Annotated in this window: 16 protein-coding genes; 9 read left to right on the top strand and 7 right to left on the bottom strand. The window is 57.5% G+C overall.

Going from position 1 to position 15,481, the window contains the following annotated elements; all coding sequences use genetic code 11:
- On the top strand, positions 1-750 hold the full coding sequence (gene qatD / locus P1X16_RS28970) for a Qat anti-phage system TatD family nuclease QatD (protein WP_089334442.1): 750 nt from the start codon (positions 1-3) through the stop codon (positions 748-750).
- Between the two features lie 464 nt (positions 751-1,214).
- Positions 1,215-1,493, top strand: a complete 279-nt coding sequence (locus P1X16_RS28965) for a hypothetical protein (RefSeq protein ID WP_089334443.1) — start codon at positions 1,215-1,217, stop codon at positions 1,491-1,493.
- A gap of 110 nt (positions 1,494-1,603) precedes the next feature.
- Here P1X16_RS28965 and P1X16_RS28960 read toward each other — a convergent pair whose 3' ends face one another.
- Together P1X16_RS28960 and P1X16_RS28955 are read right to left on the bottom strand one after the other, a co-directional pair.
- Complete coding sequence (locus tag P1X16_RS28960) at positions 1,604-2,023, bottom strand: toll/interleukin-1 receptor domain-containing protein (protein ID WP_245855414.1); 420 nt, start codon at positions 2,021-2,023, stop codon at positions 1,604-1,606.
- A 470-nt stretch (positions 2,024-2,493) separates the two neighbouring features.
- Positions 2,494-3,612 carry a replication initiation protein gene (locus tag P1X16_RS28955; protein ID WP_089334445.1) on the bottom strand — a complete coding sequence of 373 codons (1,119 nt, stop codon included), beginning with the start codon at positions 3,610-3,612 and terminating at the stop codon, positions 2,494-2,496.
- 810 nt (positions 3,613-4,422) lie between these two features.
- Between P1X16_RS28955 and P1X16_RS28950 the strand changes: the two genes are divergently transcribed.
- A complete protein-coding gene (locus P1X16_RS28950) occupies positions 4,423-5,448 on the top strand; it encodes an LPD29 domain-containing protein (protein WP_089334446.1) in 1,026 nt (341 codons plus the stop codon).
- Between the two features lie 188 nt (positions 5,449-5,636).
- The gene (locus P1X16_RS28945) at positions 5,637-5,807 is read left to right on the top strand and encodes a hypothetical protein (RefSeq protein ID WP_179225620.1); all 171 of its coding nucleotides are present in this window, start codon (positions 5,637-5,639) and stop codon (positions 5,805-5,807) included.
- A gap of 29 nt (positions 5,808-5,836) precedes the next feature.
- On the opposite strand, the gene P1X16_RS28940 is transcribed toward P1X16_RS28945, so the two are convergent.
- Together P1X16_RS28940 and P1X16_RS28935 are read right to left on the bottom strand one after the other, a co-directional pair.
- A complete protein-coding gene (locus tag P1X16_RS28940) occupies positions 5,837-8,350 on the bottom strand; it encodes a Tn3 family transposase (RefSeq protein WP_089334447.1) in 2,514 nt (837 codons plus the stop codon).
- Between the two features lie 3 nt (positions 8,351-8,353).
- On the bottom strand, positions 8,354-8,926 hold the full coding sequence (locus P1X16_RS28935) for a DUF4158 domain-containing protein (protein WP_089334448.1): 573 nt from the start codon (positions 8,924-8,926) through the stop codon (positions 8,354-8,356).
- 138 nt (positions 8,927-9,064) lie between these two features.
- Here P1X16_RS28935 and P1X16_RS28930 point away from each other — a divergent pair, with 138 nt between their 5' ends.
- Positions 9,065-9,703 carry a recombinase family protein gene (locus P1X16_RS28930; protein WP_089334449.1) on the top strand — a complete coding sequence of 213 codons (639 nt, stop codon included), beginning with the start codon at positions 9,065-9,067 and terminating at the stop codon, positions 9,701-9,703.
- Positions 9,704-9,887: 184 nt separating this feature from the next.
- Here P1X16_RS28930 and P1X16_RS28925 read toward each other — a convergent pair whose 3' ends face one another.
- Both P1X16_RS28925 and P1X16_RS28920 read right to left on the bottom strand, forming a co-directional pair.
- Positions 9,888-10,769, bottom strand: coding sequence for an AraC family transcriptional regulator (locus P1X16_RS28925; RefSeq protein WP_277236301.1), 882 nt, complete (start codon positions 10,767-10,769; stop codon positions 9,888-9,890).
- Between the two features lie 96 nt (positions 10,770-10,865).
- A complete protein-coding gene (locus tag P1X16_RS28920; RefSeq protein ID WP_019949546.1) occupies positions 10,866-11,159 on the bottom strand; it encodes a hypothetical protein in 294 nt (97 codons plus the stop codon).
- 519 nt (positions 11,160-11,678) lie between these two features.
- On the opposite strand from P1X16_RS28920, the gene P1X16_RS28915 reads away from it, so the two are divergent.
- From P1X16_RS28915 to P1X16_RS28905, 3 genes are all read left to right on the top strand, one after another.
- Positions 11,679-12,086, top strand: coding sequence for a heme-binding protein (locus tag P1X16_RS28915; RefSeq protein WP_089334453.1), 408 nt, complete (start codon positions 11,679-11,681; stop codon positions 12,084-12,086).
- A 93-nt stretch (positions 12,087-12,179) separates the two neighbouring features.
- On the top strand, positions 12,180-13,409 hold the full coding sequence (gene fdhA, locus P1X16_RS28910; RefSeq protein ID WP_089334450.1) for a formaldehyde dehydrogenase, glutathione-independent: 1,230 nt from the start codon (positions 12,180-12,182) through the stop codon (positions 13,407-13,409).
- Positions 13,410-13,700: 291 nt separating this feature from the next.
- Positions 13,701-14,612, top strand: a complete 912-nt coding sequence (locus P1X16_RS28905; protein WP_179225621.1) for an AraC family transcriptional regulator — start codon at positions 13,701-13,703, stop codon at positions 14,610-14,612.
- Positions 14,613-14,665: 53 nt separating this feature from the next.
- Here P1X16_RS28905 and P1X16_RS28900 read toward each other — a convergent pair whose 3' ends face one another.
- Positions 14,666-14,821 (bottom strand): hypothetical protein, encoded by a 156-nt coding sequence (locus tag P1X16_RS28900; protein ID WP_183405510.1) that lies wholly within the window; start codon positions 14,819-14,821, stop codon positions 14,666-14,668.
- A gap of 433 nt (positions 14,822-15,254) precedes the next feature.
- On the opposite strand from P1X16_RS28900, the gene P1X16_RS28895 reads away from it, so the two are divergent.
- A partial coding sequence (locus P1X16_RS28895; protein ID WP_277236293.1) for a helix-turn-helix domain-containing protein occupies positions 15,255-15,481 on the top strand: 227 nt, incomplete at its 3' end.

Here is a 15,481-nt window from a genome sequence, read left to right as displayed (position 1 = left end):
ATGGCCTGGTACGTTGACACCCACTGCCACCTAGATTTGTTTCCTGGCATTCAGCAGAGGGTAGCTGAGCAGGATGCGGCCCCGATAAAAACCATTTCGGTCACGAATGCCCCCGTCCTGTGGCGCCCCAACCAGCAGTTGTTTCGCTCTTGCCGCAATATCCGGCTGGCCCTGGGCCTACATCCGGAACTGGCTGGCCAACGGAGTAATGAGGTGGCGCTGTTTGAAGCGCTCAGCACCGAAACCAAATACATTGGTGAAATCGGCCTCGATGGCACCACCACCAACCAATGGGAGCGGGATACCCAACTGCGCGTGCTGCGCGGTGCCGCCGCCGCGCTGCGCGCCAGCCCAGCTAAAATTTTGACTGTGCATAGCCGCCGGGCTGCCGCCGAGACCATTCAGGAACTGGCTATCGGGCTGGCCGACACCCCGCACCAAGTCATCTTGCACTGGTATTCCGGCAATCTAACGGAGTTGCGGCGGGCAGTGGAACTGGGCTTCTACTTTTCTGTAAATCACACCATGCTCGCCAGCAAATCGGCGGCTGCGCTACTTAAGGCTATTCCGCGCAGCCGCCTGCTGACGGAAACAGATGCGCCGTTTACTTTTTCAGCCGCTGTGCCTGACCGGCTCACCTCGTTGCGAGCGACGGTAAAGATGCTGAGCCAGCAGTGGGCCATGGGGGAGCAGGAATGCTTATCCTTGGTGTGGGACAACTTTTCGGAATTGCTGCGGGCAACGCAGTAACGCGGCTCCAATAGCCCTCCGTCAAAATTGTTTCAAGCGCAATAGGGGCTTTTAGATTCGCTTGCACACGAGTACCATAGCCTTTTTTCGATGCTACTCGTCGCGAGCAGCAAGGTTACGCCGCACTTTGCGCGTAGTGTAACCTAAGGGTATAAATTGAAAAGCCAACCGCTCCCCGAGCTGCTGATACAGCCAATGTGAAATCAGGATGCACTACCCAGCGCGTTACAGGGGTTAACGAACTGCTCGGCCAGCTACAGACCGTATTGGGATTGCGTTAGTAGTTGGACAAAGAATTACGGTAGAGAGCCCGAGGGCCACCAATCACCCTTTAGCTCGGGAGAGCATCAAAAAGTGTGGGGCACTACCATTCTAGTTTGAAAAACTAGTTGCTTAGCTCCTATCCTAAACCAGCTACAAAACTGGACTGCCCCACACTTTTTGATGCTCTCCTATCTATACGAGTGCCCCCGGCCCCTATCCCGGAGCCGCCGCAGCTCAGCCGCAATGCAGAAATTATTGTCAGTGGCCAGTGGGCCACGGTGGAGGACGTAGCCCACCTGATGAAGTGCAGCCCCAGGAGAGCCGCTAAGCTGTTCAAGGAAATGCAGGAGAGCTACGGCGACAAGCCCACGTTCCTACACCTGGCCCTGTTTACCGGCGCTAGCAATCTGGTAGAAATGGCTCAGCAAGTGATGGCCGCTCGTCGGGCCAAGGAGGGCCAGCAGCCCGCCGCCTCGTAGAGCAGGGACCACCCCCACAAAAAAGCCCCATTCGATGGAACGGGGCTTTTTTATTTTTCAAGCTGGAGGCCGCGAACAAAAGGAAAATCGGCAGTGCTATTTGTGCTGAATTAGGGAGCGACCAGCTCAGCTAGCCTATCTGCAATATCTGACAGTGATTCCTCTGAGGTGTTCAAACCAGCCCGCGAGGCCAACAAGGGGCTGACTTTGTAAAGCTCTTCAAAAGTCGTTTCGTGCAGAACAGGAACAAGTTTACCTTGTGACAAAAGTGCTGAAAGCTCTTTGTCAGCAACTCCCATCCTCGTCAGAGTTTGAAGAAATGCAGGTGTTACTAGCACAATTCCGGTTCGGGATTTTGCCAGCCCTTTGTCTATTTCCCGCATTAACGTTGAGCCTAGAAGAACATCTTTCTCGCTGAACCATACGGAAGTACGGCGCTCTATGAGCTTATCATACAGGTCTTTTGCAACTTCCTTTCGGTCATTCCATGCGTGGCAAAGAAAATAGTCGCGGGTGTCAGGTACGGGCAAGTGCTGCTCGACTAATTGCTTTTCGATGGCAAATTGTTTCTCGATATTTTCACGAACTGGCGTAAGCTCCTGTATTTGGGCAGGAGAATAGAGAATAACCGAGCCACCACCAGATCCCGAACCACCACGCGACCAGCGCGGCCTAATGGTTCTACTGGATTCACCCCCGCTGCTTCGGCTGCTCGAACCGCTCCCTGTCGAGTAGGAAGGAGGGGAGTAGGAGGGAGGGGAATAGCTTCCATAGGAGCTACCGTAGGAGCGGCCACCACAGGCCGGGCATTCCGCTCTTGCACTAGCAGTACGATGGCCCCTAGTTGGTGCAGTACATCTTGACATAGGCGTTACTTGTTGCTGAGGTGAATAGACTTAACTTTTAACCGTACCGAAAATTATAAAATTCCAAGCCATGTCAGCAGTAACTAAACTGCCCGACTGATTACCAGCCGGGCAGTTACTATTTCTAAGGCAGCTTATTCTTTCTCCGCGAATAGTCCCAGCTGCAAATCTTGGCGCACTTGCAGAGCTTCGGCTTTCTGTTGGTCGGTAATCTGCTTTGCCGCCCGCGTCAGAGCCGTATTGCAATACTTCTCCTTACTGTTGATTCGGTCGGTTGGGTGAATGGCTTTCAAGTCCCACTCCCGGAGTATCTTCTTTACGCCTTCCCGGCCCAGCACAGGGGCATAGAGCGCAATATTCTTATCAGTCACCTTCCAGGAGCGCAAGCGTTCAATGAGCGCCTTAGTTTCCGGGTTAGAGAGCCAGGATGCGGGAATGGAGGTTTGCAGCTTATGCGTCAGGTCAAAGCGTAGCCGCACAATTTTGGGTCTACCTGCACTGGTCCGGTTTACTTCATAAACCGGAGTTAAGGTAAAAGCCACGTCTGTATCAGCCAGTTCTTGCAGTGGCTCAGTGGTTGTACGCTGAATCAAATCTTTGACTAGGGGATACTTCATCAACACCTTGCCAGCTTTATCTTTTTTAGGTTGCCGCCGCTTATCCAGGACCGGCCCACAGTCCATGAGCAGACGGTAATCATCTATTGGCACCTCCCAAAAGCCGGTATCCTTGAAAGCGGAAAGTATCTCGAAGAAGCGCATCGAGTACCAGCTTTTCAGCTTCATGTAGTGGGTGAGCTGATAGGTAGTATAGTGTGCAACGTTGATGAAATAGTCAGCCAGAGCCGGGTTAAGAGGAATCGTAATGATGCCATCTTTGTAGCCAGCAGTTTCTTCCCTAGTTGTATCAAGCAGGTTTCTTACCCGCCATTCTGATTTGTCTAAACTTTCAAAAGTCCAGACAGCAGTAGCTAATTCAATGATAGCTGCTTGGGTATGTCGGCGGGCAACATCCTTGGCGATACCAGTATCTTCTACTATATCGTTGATGTGAAGTTGATAGAAGGGCCTAAGCTGGTAATCATCATCTTTGATTTGGTCCAGCACTCGCGCCATAATTCGCTTCGCCGCCACACTCATTTTACTTTGGCGGGAAAAGGTAGCATTCCAGTGCTGCTTGACTAGTTCTTTGTGCTGCGGTTCATAAGCAAAGCCAAGCGGCAGCGGGGCGGGAGAGACACTTTTACTAGCCATAACGCCTTATTGAAATTGGGGACTGTAATTGAAAATAAATGCTCTGGCTTTTTTTGTGATAAGGCTAAGGTAGGAATAAATAAAAGGACATCGTAGAAATGTGTCCTATAATACCGACTCATTTGTCCTTTTATTCAGCAAAACACCGACCCATTTGTCCTTTTATTACCCCCAAAACACCGACCCATTTGTCCTTTTATTACCGCACTAGACCGACCTATTTGTCCTTTTATTGCATTTCACTCCTTATAGTAATACTATTTGTGGTTTTTAGAGAACAATCTGTAAAATTTCTGACTAATAGTTTCCACCCGAGCGAAAGCTTTTAGAAGGAGTACAAGAACCCCAAAAGCAGACAAACAAAACAGCAAATAATGGCATAAAAACGAAAAAACCGGGATTGCACTTTTTTACTATTTTATACTACTATTCACATAACCATTGAGTTTACCTTATACTCCTTTCCACTTTCTCTATCACTGAAATTACTACCCCATTTAGGGCGGTAGCCAGGCTGTCCAGGGCTCCGCTTCGCTCCGGTGCTGCGCACAGTTCCCGATGGTCGCTCCCTTACCATCCTTACCGCGAATCAGAGGAAAACTACCCCAGCCAACAGATAGCGCCACGAGCAAGAATTAGTGGCCACAATGAGGCCCACGGCGGCAAAAAGGGAACAAAAGGGAAAAATCCACGGACTGTACCAGAAAAGATGCAAAAAATACATAAATAATGTTGCACTTTATACAACATTAATAAGCTGTTTTTCGTTTAAATAGTATAAGTAACAAGCACAAAAACAGTTTATTATCCATGCCCAGCACCGCCACTCCCCAGCAAATTAGCCGCGAATCATTTATTAAAAACGGCCGGAAAATTACGGTTGAGGGAGTAAGTGACGCAGTAGGCGTAGGCTACGTGCAGGAGTTCATGCCCGGCAAGATTTCTTATCTGGTGTTTTTGGGCAAGCAGAGTCACCCCCACAAGTATTTTGCGGCCACCAGCGCCGAGGAAGCAGAAAAGCAAATCATCAAGCACCTGACCGCAGCAGGCGAAGCGGCCCAGCGTAAGGCCGAGGCCCGTAAGGAAGCCCGCCAGCCCTTCACCGAGCGCAAGCAGGATGGTATCACTACCCGCAGCTATACCACGGCGGGCACCGCGCAGCTAATCCGCGAAGCCCTGAAAAAAGCCTTTCCCGGCGTGAAGTTCAGCGTAACATCGGAGGTGTACGCCAACGGTTCCAGCGTTGATATTCGCTACACAGACGGACCCAGCGCCGCCCAGGTAAAGGAAGTGTACGCGCCCTTCATTAGCGGCACCTACAACAGCCTAGAGGATATGTATGAGTACAAAGAGGACACCACCAGCGTAGCCCCATCGGGCGAGTTGCTACGTCTAAGCTACGGCGCTAAGTACATTCAATCCCACCGCCGCTACTCCGCAGCCTATGGCTTTTTCCTTAACTCGCTAGACCTACGCGAGCAGCCCCCGTTGGCCGCACAGTTCGCCGCCTTTCATAAGTGGCACAGCAGCCAGCGATACGATATGCAGACCAGCTACGGCGAGAAAAATGGCACTCATACCGTGAGCAGCAACAGCAGTCACGGCGACTTAGAGCAGTTTGCCGCTGCCCTTGTTGAGCAGGGCCACATCGTTAGCCTGAGCACAACCGGCGACGAGCTGAGCGCCCGCAGCAGCACCCCAGCCTTGTCAGAGGTGGAGCCACTAGCGGAGCCCGATCAGACAGACCGCGAGTATTACGCCGCCGAAATGCAGTGGCTAGCCGACCCCGGCCAGGATAGCACCGACCAGGAATTTGAAGCGGCAGAGCGTAGCTAGCTGGTTCAGCAGTAGCCCCCCGGCAGGCCGGTTTGCAATTGCAAAAAGGAGTACAAAAGGGAAAAAATACACCCACCGTGCCAGAATAAATATGCAAAAAATACATAAGTAATGTTGTAAAAAATGCAACATTAAGAGGGCTAAATACGTTTAAATGGTATAAGCAACGCACCTAAAAGCCCTTTTTTATGAGCACCACGCCCAGCCCTCAGCCCGAAATTGTAGAAGAAGCCTATACCATGTTGCTGCAATTAGGCGGCAAGCGGTTTCTGGTAATGACCGGAGCGCACAAGCTGATGGCAGCGGGCCGGACTGAGCACAACCCGAACCCTTGGCTGCGAATGGATGGGTGTTGTTAAACAAATAGGGGAAAACCTCCGACTCGGCGCTACGCCGGTTTGCTCGGTGGCTGCCAGGTGCTGATCAAGTCCATGTCGAACGGGGCGTCGGCCGGCAGGGGCTGGTCGGAGAAGTCGTACTCGCCGTGCAGGTTCAGGTGGCGGTAGGAGAGCACCGCCGAGGGCGAGAGCGTGGCCAGTGCGGCGGCCTGCTGGTCGGGCGGTAGCCCGGCCAGGTGCTGGGAGAGGTGCAGGTAGTTCCAGCAGATGATGGCGTTCATCAGCAGGCGCTTGCAGGTGTCGGCCACCAACTGCTCGGAGCGGGTGGCGGCGTGAAACTCTTGGTTGCGCCCGTGCCAGACGGCGTGGGCGAGTCGATGAGCGCTTTCGCCCTTGTTGAGCTGTTTCTGGATGCGCTGGCGAAGCTCCACCTGGTCGACGTAGCGCAGCAGGAACTCGGTTTTGACCAGCCGGCCCAGCTCTTTCAGGGCCCGGTAGAGCGGGTGCTGGCGGGCGTAGGAGTTGAGCCGGCCGAAGAGGCGCGAGGCCTCGCTGTGGCGCAGCTTCAGGGTGACGACCAGGCGTAGCACCTCATCCCAGTGCCGGGCGATGCGCTCGGGGTCCAGGCGCGCGTCGGGCAGCAGCGTCTGGCCGAGCTGGCGGTGGGTGGACACGGGTTCCCAGCTGTAGAGCTGCTGGTTGGTGAGCTGGCGAATGCGCGGCTCGTAGGCAATGCCCAGCAGGCGGGTCACGGCGAAGATGACTTCGGTGTAGCCGTGCGTGTCGGTGCTGTGCACGTCGGTGGGGCGCTGGGCGTGGCGCAGCAGTCCCTCCAGCAAATGCGTGGCCTCGCGGTCGGCGGCGCTGAACACGGTCGAGTCGAAGACCAGCAACGTCTCGTCCACGTAGGAGTAGGCCGTCAGGCCGCGCCGGTTGCCGAAGTACTTGAACGAGGCGCTGCCGGCCAGCGAATCCACGGCCAGGTCGTACTTCTGCCCGTCGCTGCTGCTGCGGAGCACGTCGGGCGAGAAGCGGAACGCCTCGCGCAGGCGCAGCTGTCGGGTGAAGTCCAGAATCAGTTCGTTGGCCTGGCGCAGGTTGTCGAGCGTGAAGTGGGTGCTGGCCAGCCGTTGCAAGGCGGCTTCGTCCACCTGCGGGGCAACCTGGGCCAGGCGGCGTAATCCCAGGTTACAGCCGAGCCCTACCAGCGCGGCCAGCAGTTGCGACAGCGGCGGCGGGGTGCGGGCGTGCTTGCTGGGCAGCGCGCCGAAGGCTGTGTCGAAGCCCGTGAGCCGTGCCACGCTGGTGAGCACTTCGCGCAGGGGCACCACCCGGTGGCGGGGAAACAAGTGCGCCGGCAGGCGCGGCTGCTCGGCCGGCAGCCGGGGCGTGGTCAGGCGGTAGCGCCCGGTCGGAGTACGGTGCGCGTGCGGATTGGCTGCCTCGGCCAAGTGGGCATTCGTGGCGGCGAACTGCGCCCGCAGCTGCTCCTGCAGCGTCGCCTGGACCGTGGCAAAGTCGCGCCAGGCCCCCAGGCCGGCCTGTTCCAGCAGCGCCTCGCGCTGCCTGGCCCACTGCGCGGCCGGCAGCAGGTAGTGCTCGAAGGCGCGGTACTGGTAGCAGCAGGTGAAGTTGAGCTGGCCGGACTTGACCGCGGCGGCCATCTCCAGAAACAGCAGCGCTTTGTAGAGCGAGGGGCGCAACCGGCCCTGCGCATCGAGGACGTAGGCCCGTTGCGTGAGCGAGAGAAAGTCCAGCGGCACCTGCGCGCCCAGGTGCCCGTCGTGCTGCTGGTAGTAGTGCACGGCCCGCCACAGGTCGGCGCGGGTGGTCGCCTCGTCGACGACCAGCGCTTTGACCAACGCCCCGAGCTTGGTTTGCAGGCGCAACGACGCCGCAGCCAGCGCTTCGTGAAACAGGGCTTCGCCGGCTTGCTGCTCGGTGGCTTGGCGCAATTGCTCCAGCTGCTGGTGGTCTTCGCTCAGCTGCGCGGCCGTGACCTGGTGGCGCTGCAGCAGCGCGTCGATACGGGCCAGCTTCTGTTCGGCCGGCACGTCGGGGGCATCGACCAGGGCACGAATCTGGGTCAGCGCCTGCAGGTGTCGGTAACCCCGGCCCGTGACCTGGCTGGTCAGCTGCTGCGTGGCAGCTCGTTGCTGGTAGAGCGTTTCCTTGACGTGCTCCTTACAGGAATTGACCGTGCTGGTCACGGTTTGCAGCAGCGTATCGACCAGGGCGTCGCCGAGTTCATAGTATTGGTGCACCATGAAGCTGAGCAGGTAGAGGTAGCGCCGCTCGTCGCGGCGGTAGAGCTGCGCGGCCTGGGCCCGCAGCACGTACTCGGCGTAGTAGGTGATGGCTTGGTCCGAGAGGCGCAGGCGCTGCCAGAGCGGCTGCAGCTGCTCGAAGAGCCGCCGCAGGGACGCGAAGTGCGTCACCCGTTCGCGGATTTCCCCGGGGCGCAGGCCCTGGCGAATGCGCTTGAGAAAGGTGAGCGGGTAGCGCCGGTCCGCCTCCGCTTCGCGGGCGTCGGGGTCGTCGGCGGCCAGCAGCCGGTCCAGCAAGCGCTACTCGCCGGGCTGCAGGTGCTGCTGCAAGCGGTGGAGCAGCCGTTTCTCGAAGGCCAGCAGCGCCCGCGTGATCAGGTTGGCCAGGGCGAAGTAGGTGGGCAGCTCCAGGCGGTGCTCGTGCAGGAACAGCACCAGGTAATCAAAGACCGCCGCCGGCTTCAGGTGCTGGCTGCTCAGGCGGAGCGCTTCCTGGTAGAGCCGTTCCGCGGCGGCCGCGTCGAAGCGCCCGATACCCAGTTGGTCGCAGATGAGCTGCTGGTGGGCGTAGTAGCGGGCATCGGCGTAGCGGGCGGGCGCGAACTCGGCCGGGGCCACGCCCAACTGCCGCGCCACGAAGGCCACATCGGCCGCGTGGTAGCGCGTGGCCACGTAGAAGCGCTGGCTGATCTGGAAGTAGCCCAGTTGCAGCGCGAACCCGACCCGGTTGACCGGGGCCAGCATCCGGGCCAGGTGCGGCTCGGCCCACGCGGGGACGGCAAAGACCCGCGCCTGCTCGGCCGCCGGTACCACAGGCGGCTGCTCGTAGAGGTCCCGCTCCTTGCCCAGGTGAATCCGCAGGTGCGTAGCCATAAGCTACCCAAAAGGCGATGGTGTAAACGACCGTTATTTCTACCCACCAATGATAGCGTTAACGTCCATGTAAAGGTATCGAAAACCGGTACCTTTACGAAGCGCATTTACCTTATCGCTACCCTGCCCGTTTTGCCCATGCTATTTGGCTACGTCCGCGTCTCCACGAGCGCCCAATCGGCCGAGAGCCAGAAGAGCCTCATCGCCCGCTATCTGGTCGAGCACCGCTGGACCCTCGACGAGTGGATTGAAGTAGAAATGTCTTCCCGCCGCACCGCCGGGCAGCGCCGCCTGCCCGAGCTGCTGGCCAAGGTTGCTGCCGGCGATACGGTCATCGTCTCCGAGCTCTCCCGGCTGGGCCGCTCGCTGCGCGAAGTGCTGGGCCTGATTGAAGAGTTGATTCACCAGAAGCGGTGCCGGCTGATTCTGGTCAAGCAGGGCCTGGACCTGGACCCGCAGAATCACCGCGACATGACCCACAAAATCCTGCTCACCATTTTCGCCATGCTGGCCGAGCTGGAGCGGGACTTCGTTTCCGAGCGCACGAAGGAAGGCTTGCGGGCGCGGCGCGAGCAGGGCATCGTGCTGGGCAAGCCCAAGGGTGTGGTGCAGCCCTCCATGTACGACGCCGACCGCGAGCGGATTCTGCACCTGCACGCGCTGGGCGTACCGCTCACCACCATCGTGGACGTGCACCTGAAGTACGGCAAGTACCTCTCCCTGAAAAACTACCTGGCCAAGCTGCAGCGCCAGCCAAGCCGGAACGCGTCAGCCTAACCGGACGACTCGGAGGTTTTCCCCTATTTGTTTAACACCACCTTAAGTACCTATATAATTATAATTTTTTTATATAATATGCGCCGTATGGGGTCTCTTTGGGAGCCAGCAGCCTATAGAAGAAAGCCTGCGGTCTGGTTGAGAAAAACGATTTCTCCAGCCAAACGCTAGCAGCTCAACAGCGCTAGCTTTCTTCTGCTTTTGCGAACCCAACTGATTCACGAAAAAACTGCGGCGATACGGCCGTATTTTTCTTGAAGAAGCGGCTGAAATAGTATTCATCCCCGAAGCCCAGCGCGAAGGCGATAGCCTTGACGGATTGACTGGTTAGGTACAGTTCGCGCTTGGCCTCCATAATGATTCGCTCCGTGATGAGTTGGCTGAGCGTCTTCTGATAATGGGACTTGACCAGGCGCGTTAGGCTTCGGGCGGGAACTCGTAACAGGTCGGCATACGCCCCGGCCGTGTGCAGGTGGCGGTAGTGCGTATTAATGGCATCTTGAAGTTGCTGCAGGAGCCAGGGCTCCCGGCCAGACGGGTTCTGCTCGGTGCCTAACGCGGGCTGTGCCGTACGAATACGGATAGCTTTCAGCAAAAAGAGCTTCAGATATAATACGATGGACTCTTGTTGTGCTACCTCTTGACGCCGTACTTCCTCTTGCATCACAGCTGCCAGGGCGGCAAATTCACGCACCGCCTCTGTTGTAACCGGGAAGAAGGGCGGCTCAAAAATGGTGTTGAACAAGATGCCATTGCTAGCTACCTCCTGCTGATGCCGGTAGATGCAGAAAAAGTCGGCATGAAAATCCAGGACCAGGCCCGCTACAGCGGTGCTGGCTTGGATAGTGTAAGGTTGGTAAGGGCCAAAACAACACAGCGTACTGCCAGCAAACAGGTAGGTGGCAAAGTTGGCGCGTAGCTCGCCGCTGCCCTGCGTAAGCAGAATGAGGGAGTAATAATTATTGCGTTGTAAGTAATTAAACGGGGTGTCGTCGCTAAAGGAGTAGCTTCGAAACGCTAATTCACCCGTGTGCGGATGAGTGAGCAGGAGACAGTCAATCGCCATCGCGTGAGAAGAATAGCAGCTAGCCAACTGGACGAACTGCCCGCCAGCCCCTAAAGCGACCTATGCCCAGGCATAGGTCGCTTTAGGGGCTGGTAATTATTTGGCAGCCAAGATAGCTACTTGTTCAATGACAGGCGGCACGGCCAGCAAGTCGGCCGCATGGGCCATCAACGCAGCGGCAATAGGGCCGTTAAGATGCGCCTGCCGGCCTGCTTCATCCGGAAAGGTATCAAAGATACCGAAGGTGGCCGGCGCCAGCTGAATAGCATACCAGGTTATGGTAGCCGGCTCTTGCTGAGCCAGGGGCAGAGCGCCCGTCAAAAAATCGAGTACTGCCTGCTCTTTACCGGGCTTCGCTTCGAGCCGGACCAGCAATCCTACATTCTTCATGGAAGTGGGGGTTAGGTAAATTGATATAACAAAGGTACTGCCTCTCCGAAAGGATTAACATGGACGGACGCAACTAGTGGCTGGACAAAAAGACCATATCCTCAGGATTCTCTACTAGCGAGAGAACATGACAAAGGTCCCTCGGCGGCCTACCCCCGTGCATTATCATAGGGGAAGAAGTGCGGGCGGTGAGGCCTGAAAACAAGGTGTTGCCCCAGGGGCTAGCGCTTTATAGCCAGCCAAATGAAATGAGGAGGCCGCCCCTAAACAACTCGGCGAGGTGCCTGCGAATGCCGGGCCAGGGTACGCCACGGCTGCCGCCGCACCCGTCGGCCTCAGCGCCCGGTAACAACCAGCCCCAGACTAGGCGGACGGGACTAGCACTATCCTCGCAAAGTACTGCATAATCCTAGCAATCTTATGATTTGGCGCAACCGTCCAGTAGGGAGCCTGGTTCATACGGCAGCCTGCTACCCCGGCTGGCCTTGCTACATTCCCACCTTATTCCCCTCCACACCCATGGGTATTTCCCTCGAACAGGCGCAGGCTGCCGTGCAGGCAGCCTACCAAAAATCGCTCGAAATAGGCGTCAAGATGAACATTGCCATCGTCGATGCCGGCGCCAACCTCGTGGCGTTTGCCCGCATGGACGACGCCTGGCTCGGCTCACTCGACATTTCGATTAAGAAGGCTAAGACGGCCCGCTTCTTCGATATGCCCACCGGTGACCTTGGCCAGGCCAGCCAGCCCGGCGGCCCGCTCTTCAATATTGAGGTCTCGAACGGCGGCCTCATCACCTTCCCCGGTGGCCTGCCCATCAAGGACGGCAGCGGCAAAATCATCGGCGCCATTGGCGTCTCGGGCGACACGGTCGAGAACGACCATACCGTAGCCGAAGCGGGCTCAAACGCCGTGGCCGGCCAGTAAGGCAGCGTTCTCCATGTTCAGGAAAAAGCGGCGGGCCTGGCTGGCTGGGCCCGCCGCTTTTTCCTTTTATTCTCTAAAACCACCCAACTCAATATGGCTAGCAACAGAGGCGTTGTTTACCTGGGCCCCGGCAAAGTCGAGGTGCAAAGCATTGATTTTCCTGAGCTGAAAAACCCCAAGGGCAAGAAGATAGTCCACGGCGTGATTCTGAAGGTCGTATCCACCAACATCTGCGGCTCCGACCAGCACATGGTGCGCGGGCGGACCACGGCCCCCGCCGGCCTGGTGCTGGGTCACGAAATCACGGGCGAAGTCATTGAGGTAGGGGCCGACGTGGAATTCCTCCAGGTGGGCGACCTCGTATCGGTACCCTTCAACGTGGCTTGCGGCCGTTGCCGCACCTGCAAAGAGCAGCAAACCGGTATCTGCCTGACCGTGAACGAGGGCCGCGCTGGTGGTGCCTACGGCTACGTGGACATGGGCGGCTGGGTAGGCGGCCAGGCCGAATACGTCATGGTGCCTTACGCCGATTTCAACCTGCTCAAGTTTCCCAATAAGGACCAGGCGATGGAAAAAATCCGCGACCTGACCATGCTAAGCGACATTTTTCCCACCGGCTTCCACGGCGCCGTAAAGGCGGGCGTGGGCCCTGGCCGCACGGTGTACGTGGCCGGCGCGGGCCCGGTGGGCCTGGCTGCCGCCGCGTCGGCGCAGCTGCTAGGGGCCGCAGTGGTGATAGTAGGCGACATGAACAAAGCGCGCCTAGCGCACGCCCGCTCGTTTGGCTGCGAAACGGTAGACCTGAACGAAGACGCCAGTCTGGCCGAGCAAATCACCCAGATTTTGGGCGTGCCCGAAATCGACTGCTCTATCGACTGCGTGGGCTTTGAGGCCAGCGGCCACGGCGCGCAGGCCAAGGTAGAGGTGCCGGCTGCCGTGCTCAACTCGCTCATGGAAATCACCCGCGCGGGCGGTGCCATCGGCATCCCCGGCCTGTACGTCACTGACGACCCCGGCGCCAAGGAAGCCGCTGCCAAAACCGGTAACCTGAGCATTCGCTTCGGCCTAGGCTGGGCCAAGAGCCACTCCTTCCACACTGGCCAAACGCCCGTGATGAGCTATAACCGCCAGCTCATGCAGGCCATTCTCTACGATAAAATCCAGATTGCCAAGGCCGTGAATGTGGAAATTATCAGCCTTGACGACGCGCCGAAAGGCTACGCGGAATTTGATAAAGGCGTGGCGCGCAAGTTTGTGATTAACCCCCACAACCTGATTCCGAGCACCAAACCAAAAGTCAAAACCGAAACGGCCGCTGCCTAGGTAGCTCACCTGCTCAGCTCTCAGCCGGACTGTCTCTAGGGGTGGTCCGGCTGTTTTGGTAAGGCAAAGGACGTTTTTGGGCTGGCGCGGATGGGGGAGGCGTTTGCCAATGGCCGCCCCCGGCCGGCCCAAAAAGCAGGGGCTTGCACAAGGCGCGCAATCGGTGGCAGTCTCCTCGCCAAGAACATTTTTGGCCTGCCGACAGGTTATTAGGGCGCCCGCCGTTGCGTAAGCTTCGCATTGGTCGCTGCCATCCGCCTTCTTTTCCACCTGCTTTTCGCCCCTGGTCCCTTGCTGCCTTCCATCCCGCTCACTGCCCCCCACGAGTTCACCACGCTCATCGACCACCGCCGGGTGCAGACGCTGGAGAAGTACGAGCTGAGCATCCTCGAAACGCTGGCCCCCGGTGACCAGGTAGCGCAGTCGTACAGCGACCTGGTGCTGACCAACATGCTGCGCGGCAAAAAAGTAATGCACCTGCGCGACCAGCAGGCCTTTGCCTACCTGCCCGGCCATACCATGGTCGTGCCCCCAAACCTAAAAATGCTGATTGACTTCCCCGAGGCCTCTGACGAAACGCCAACTCAGTGCGTAGCCCTGGCCATCGACCGGCTGCAAGTCATCGACACGGTCAATTACCTCAACGCGTTTTACCCGCGCACCGACGGCGAGCCGTGGCACCTCAGCCTCAGCCAGCACGCTTTTTATAACAACGAAGAGATTACAGCCCTCATCATCAAGCTAGTACGCATTGGCTTCGATGGTTCCCAGAACAAGGACATGCTGGCTGACTTTGCGGTGAAGGAGCTGCTGCTGCGCCTCATGCAGCTGCAGCGCCTGCACCTGACCGAGCACAACACGGCCGTGCTGGCCTCCTCCAACCGCTTTGCCCACACCCTGCAGTACATCAAGGAGAACCTGGCCCAGAAAATCAGTGTCGAGGAGCTGAGCACGCAGGCCTGCATGAGCCAAGCCAATTTCTTCCGCGCCTTCAAGCAGGAGTTCGGCCTCTCGCCCATCGACTACATCATCAAGGCCCGGATGCGGCTGGCCAAGCGCTGCCTGCAAAACCCTGCCATCAGCATTACCGAGATTTGCTTCAAGGCAGGCTTTAGCAACCTGGCCTACTTCACCCGCATGTTTCGACGGTTGGAGCACATGACGCCCACTGAATACCGGACAATTAGCCAGGGCCACGCGTAAGGGCAGCCGAGCAGGCGGCGCTGCCAGGGCGAAGCTCAGCCGCTTGGCAATGCTTATAGCTGCCGCCCCACACGGCTCAGCCATTCGGGCGTGCTACCCAGGTAAGAGGCAATAAAATGCTGCGGCACTTGCTGCGCGATACCGAGGTACTTGCGCAAAAAGTGCTGGTAAGGCTGGAAATTCGCAAAGCACTCATCGGTAAGCGGCATGTGAGCCTGCAAGTGTGCCCGCAGAAAGTGATAATCAGCCGGAGAATCCAGGCGCTGGAGGTAGTGAAAGCCATGAGTTTGCCACACTATAAGCCATGCACCACAGAACTACCGCCGTGTCAATGAAGGTGCAAAAAGCTAAAGCTTGGGCGTTGCAAACGAGTCGGAGTAGGTATGGTATTTTAAGATATTATATAGTCATAAATAATTATTAAAAATCGAACTCAAACAGTCAATGAGATTCTGTATTAACTCACCCCAAATAGGTTGCAATGAGTAAACAACGTCGCTACTTTGACCAGTAAAGACCTGATAAGATTCAGTTATCAGGTCCTAATCAAAACAGGGCCAAGGCTCTGTATTCATTACTTATCGCATTGGTTAAGTAGCCATACAGAAGTAAGCGTATAGTGCGCAATTGGTAGCTTGCGGCATGCGACGACCTGCCACCGAGTTGAGTTCGGAAGAAGTGACGTGTTTGGAAGCGTGCAGTCAGCACGGACCGCACCCGCGCATGCGGCGGCGGGCGCTGGCCGTGCTGGGCCACCACCGGGGCCAGACGTTGCCGCAACTGGCCGCGCTGTTTGCCGTGCGTTACGCGACGGTACACGGGTGGGTGCAGGCCTGGCACCGGGCCGGCCTGGCGGGGCTAGCCGAGGG

It is taken from the genome of Hymenobacter sp. YC55, assembly GCF_029433095.1.
In the GTDB taxonomy this organism is placed as follows: domain Bacteria; phylum Bacteroidota; class Bacteroidia; order Cytophagales; family Hymenobacteraceae; genus Hymenobacter.
Note: the sequence above shows the minus strand (reverse complement) of the source record. Positions and strands in the feature narration are given on the sequence as shown.

What these genes read in the sequence shown, in the direction of transcription:
- P1X16_RS28955 (WP_089334445.1), bottom strand. Translation starts at nt 3,612, where the DNA reads ATGGCTAGTAAAAGTGTCTCTCCCGCCCCGCTGCCGCTTGGCTTTGCT.
- P1X16_RS28925 (WP_277236301.1), bottom strand. Translation starts at nt 10,769, where the DNA reads ATGGCGATTGACTGTCTCCTGCTCACTCATCCGCACACGGGTGAATTA.
- P1X16_RS28950 (WP_089334446.1), top strand. Translation starts at nt 4,423, where the DNA reads ATGCCCAGCACCGCCACTCCCCAGCAAATTAGCCGCGAATCATTTATT.
- P1X16_RS28945 (WP_179225620.1), top strand. Translation starts at nt 5,637, where the DNA reads ATGAGCACCACGCCCAGCCCTCAGCCCGAAATTGTAGAAGAAGCCTAT.
- P1X16_RS28920 (WP_019949546.1), bottom strand. Translation starts at nt 11,159, where the DNA reads ATGAAGAATGTAGGATTGCTGGTCCGGCTCGAAGCGAAGCCCGGTAAA.
- P1X16_RS28930 (WP_089334449.1), top strand. Translation starts at nt 9,065, where the DNA reads ATGCTATTTGGCTACGTCCGCGTCTCCACGAGCGCCCAATCGGCCGAG.
- P1X16_RS28915 (WP_089334453.1), top strand. Translation starts at nt 11,679, where the DNA reads ATGGGTATTTCCCTCGAACAGGCGCAGGCTGCCGTGCAGGCAGCCTAC.
- P1X16_RS28935 (WP_089334448.1), bottom strand. Translation starts at nt 8,926, where the DNA reads ATGGCTACGCACCTGCGGATTCACCTGGGCAAGGAGCGGGACCTCTAC.
- qatD (WP_089334442.1), top strand. Translation starts at nt 1, where the DNA reads ATGGCCTGGTACGTTGACACCCACTGCCACCTAGATTTGTTTCCTGGC.
- P1X16_RS28900 (WP_183405510.1), bottom strand. Translation starts at nt 14,821, where the DNA reads ATGCCGCTTACCGATGAGTGCTTTGCGAATTTCCAGCCTTACCAGCAC.
- fdhA (WP_089334450.1), top strand. Translation starts at nt 12,180, where the DNA reads ATGGCTAGCAACAGAGGCGTTGTTTACCTGGGCCCCGGCAAAGTCGAG.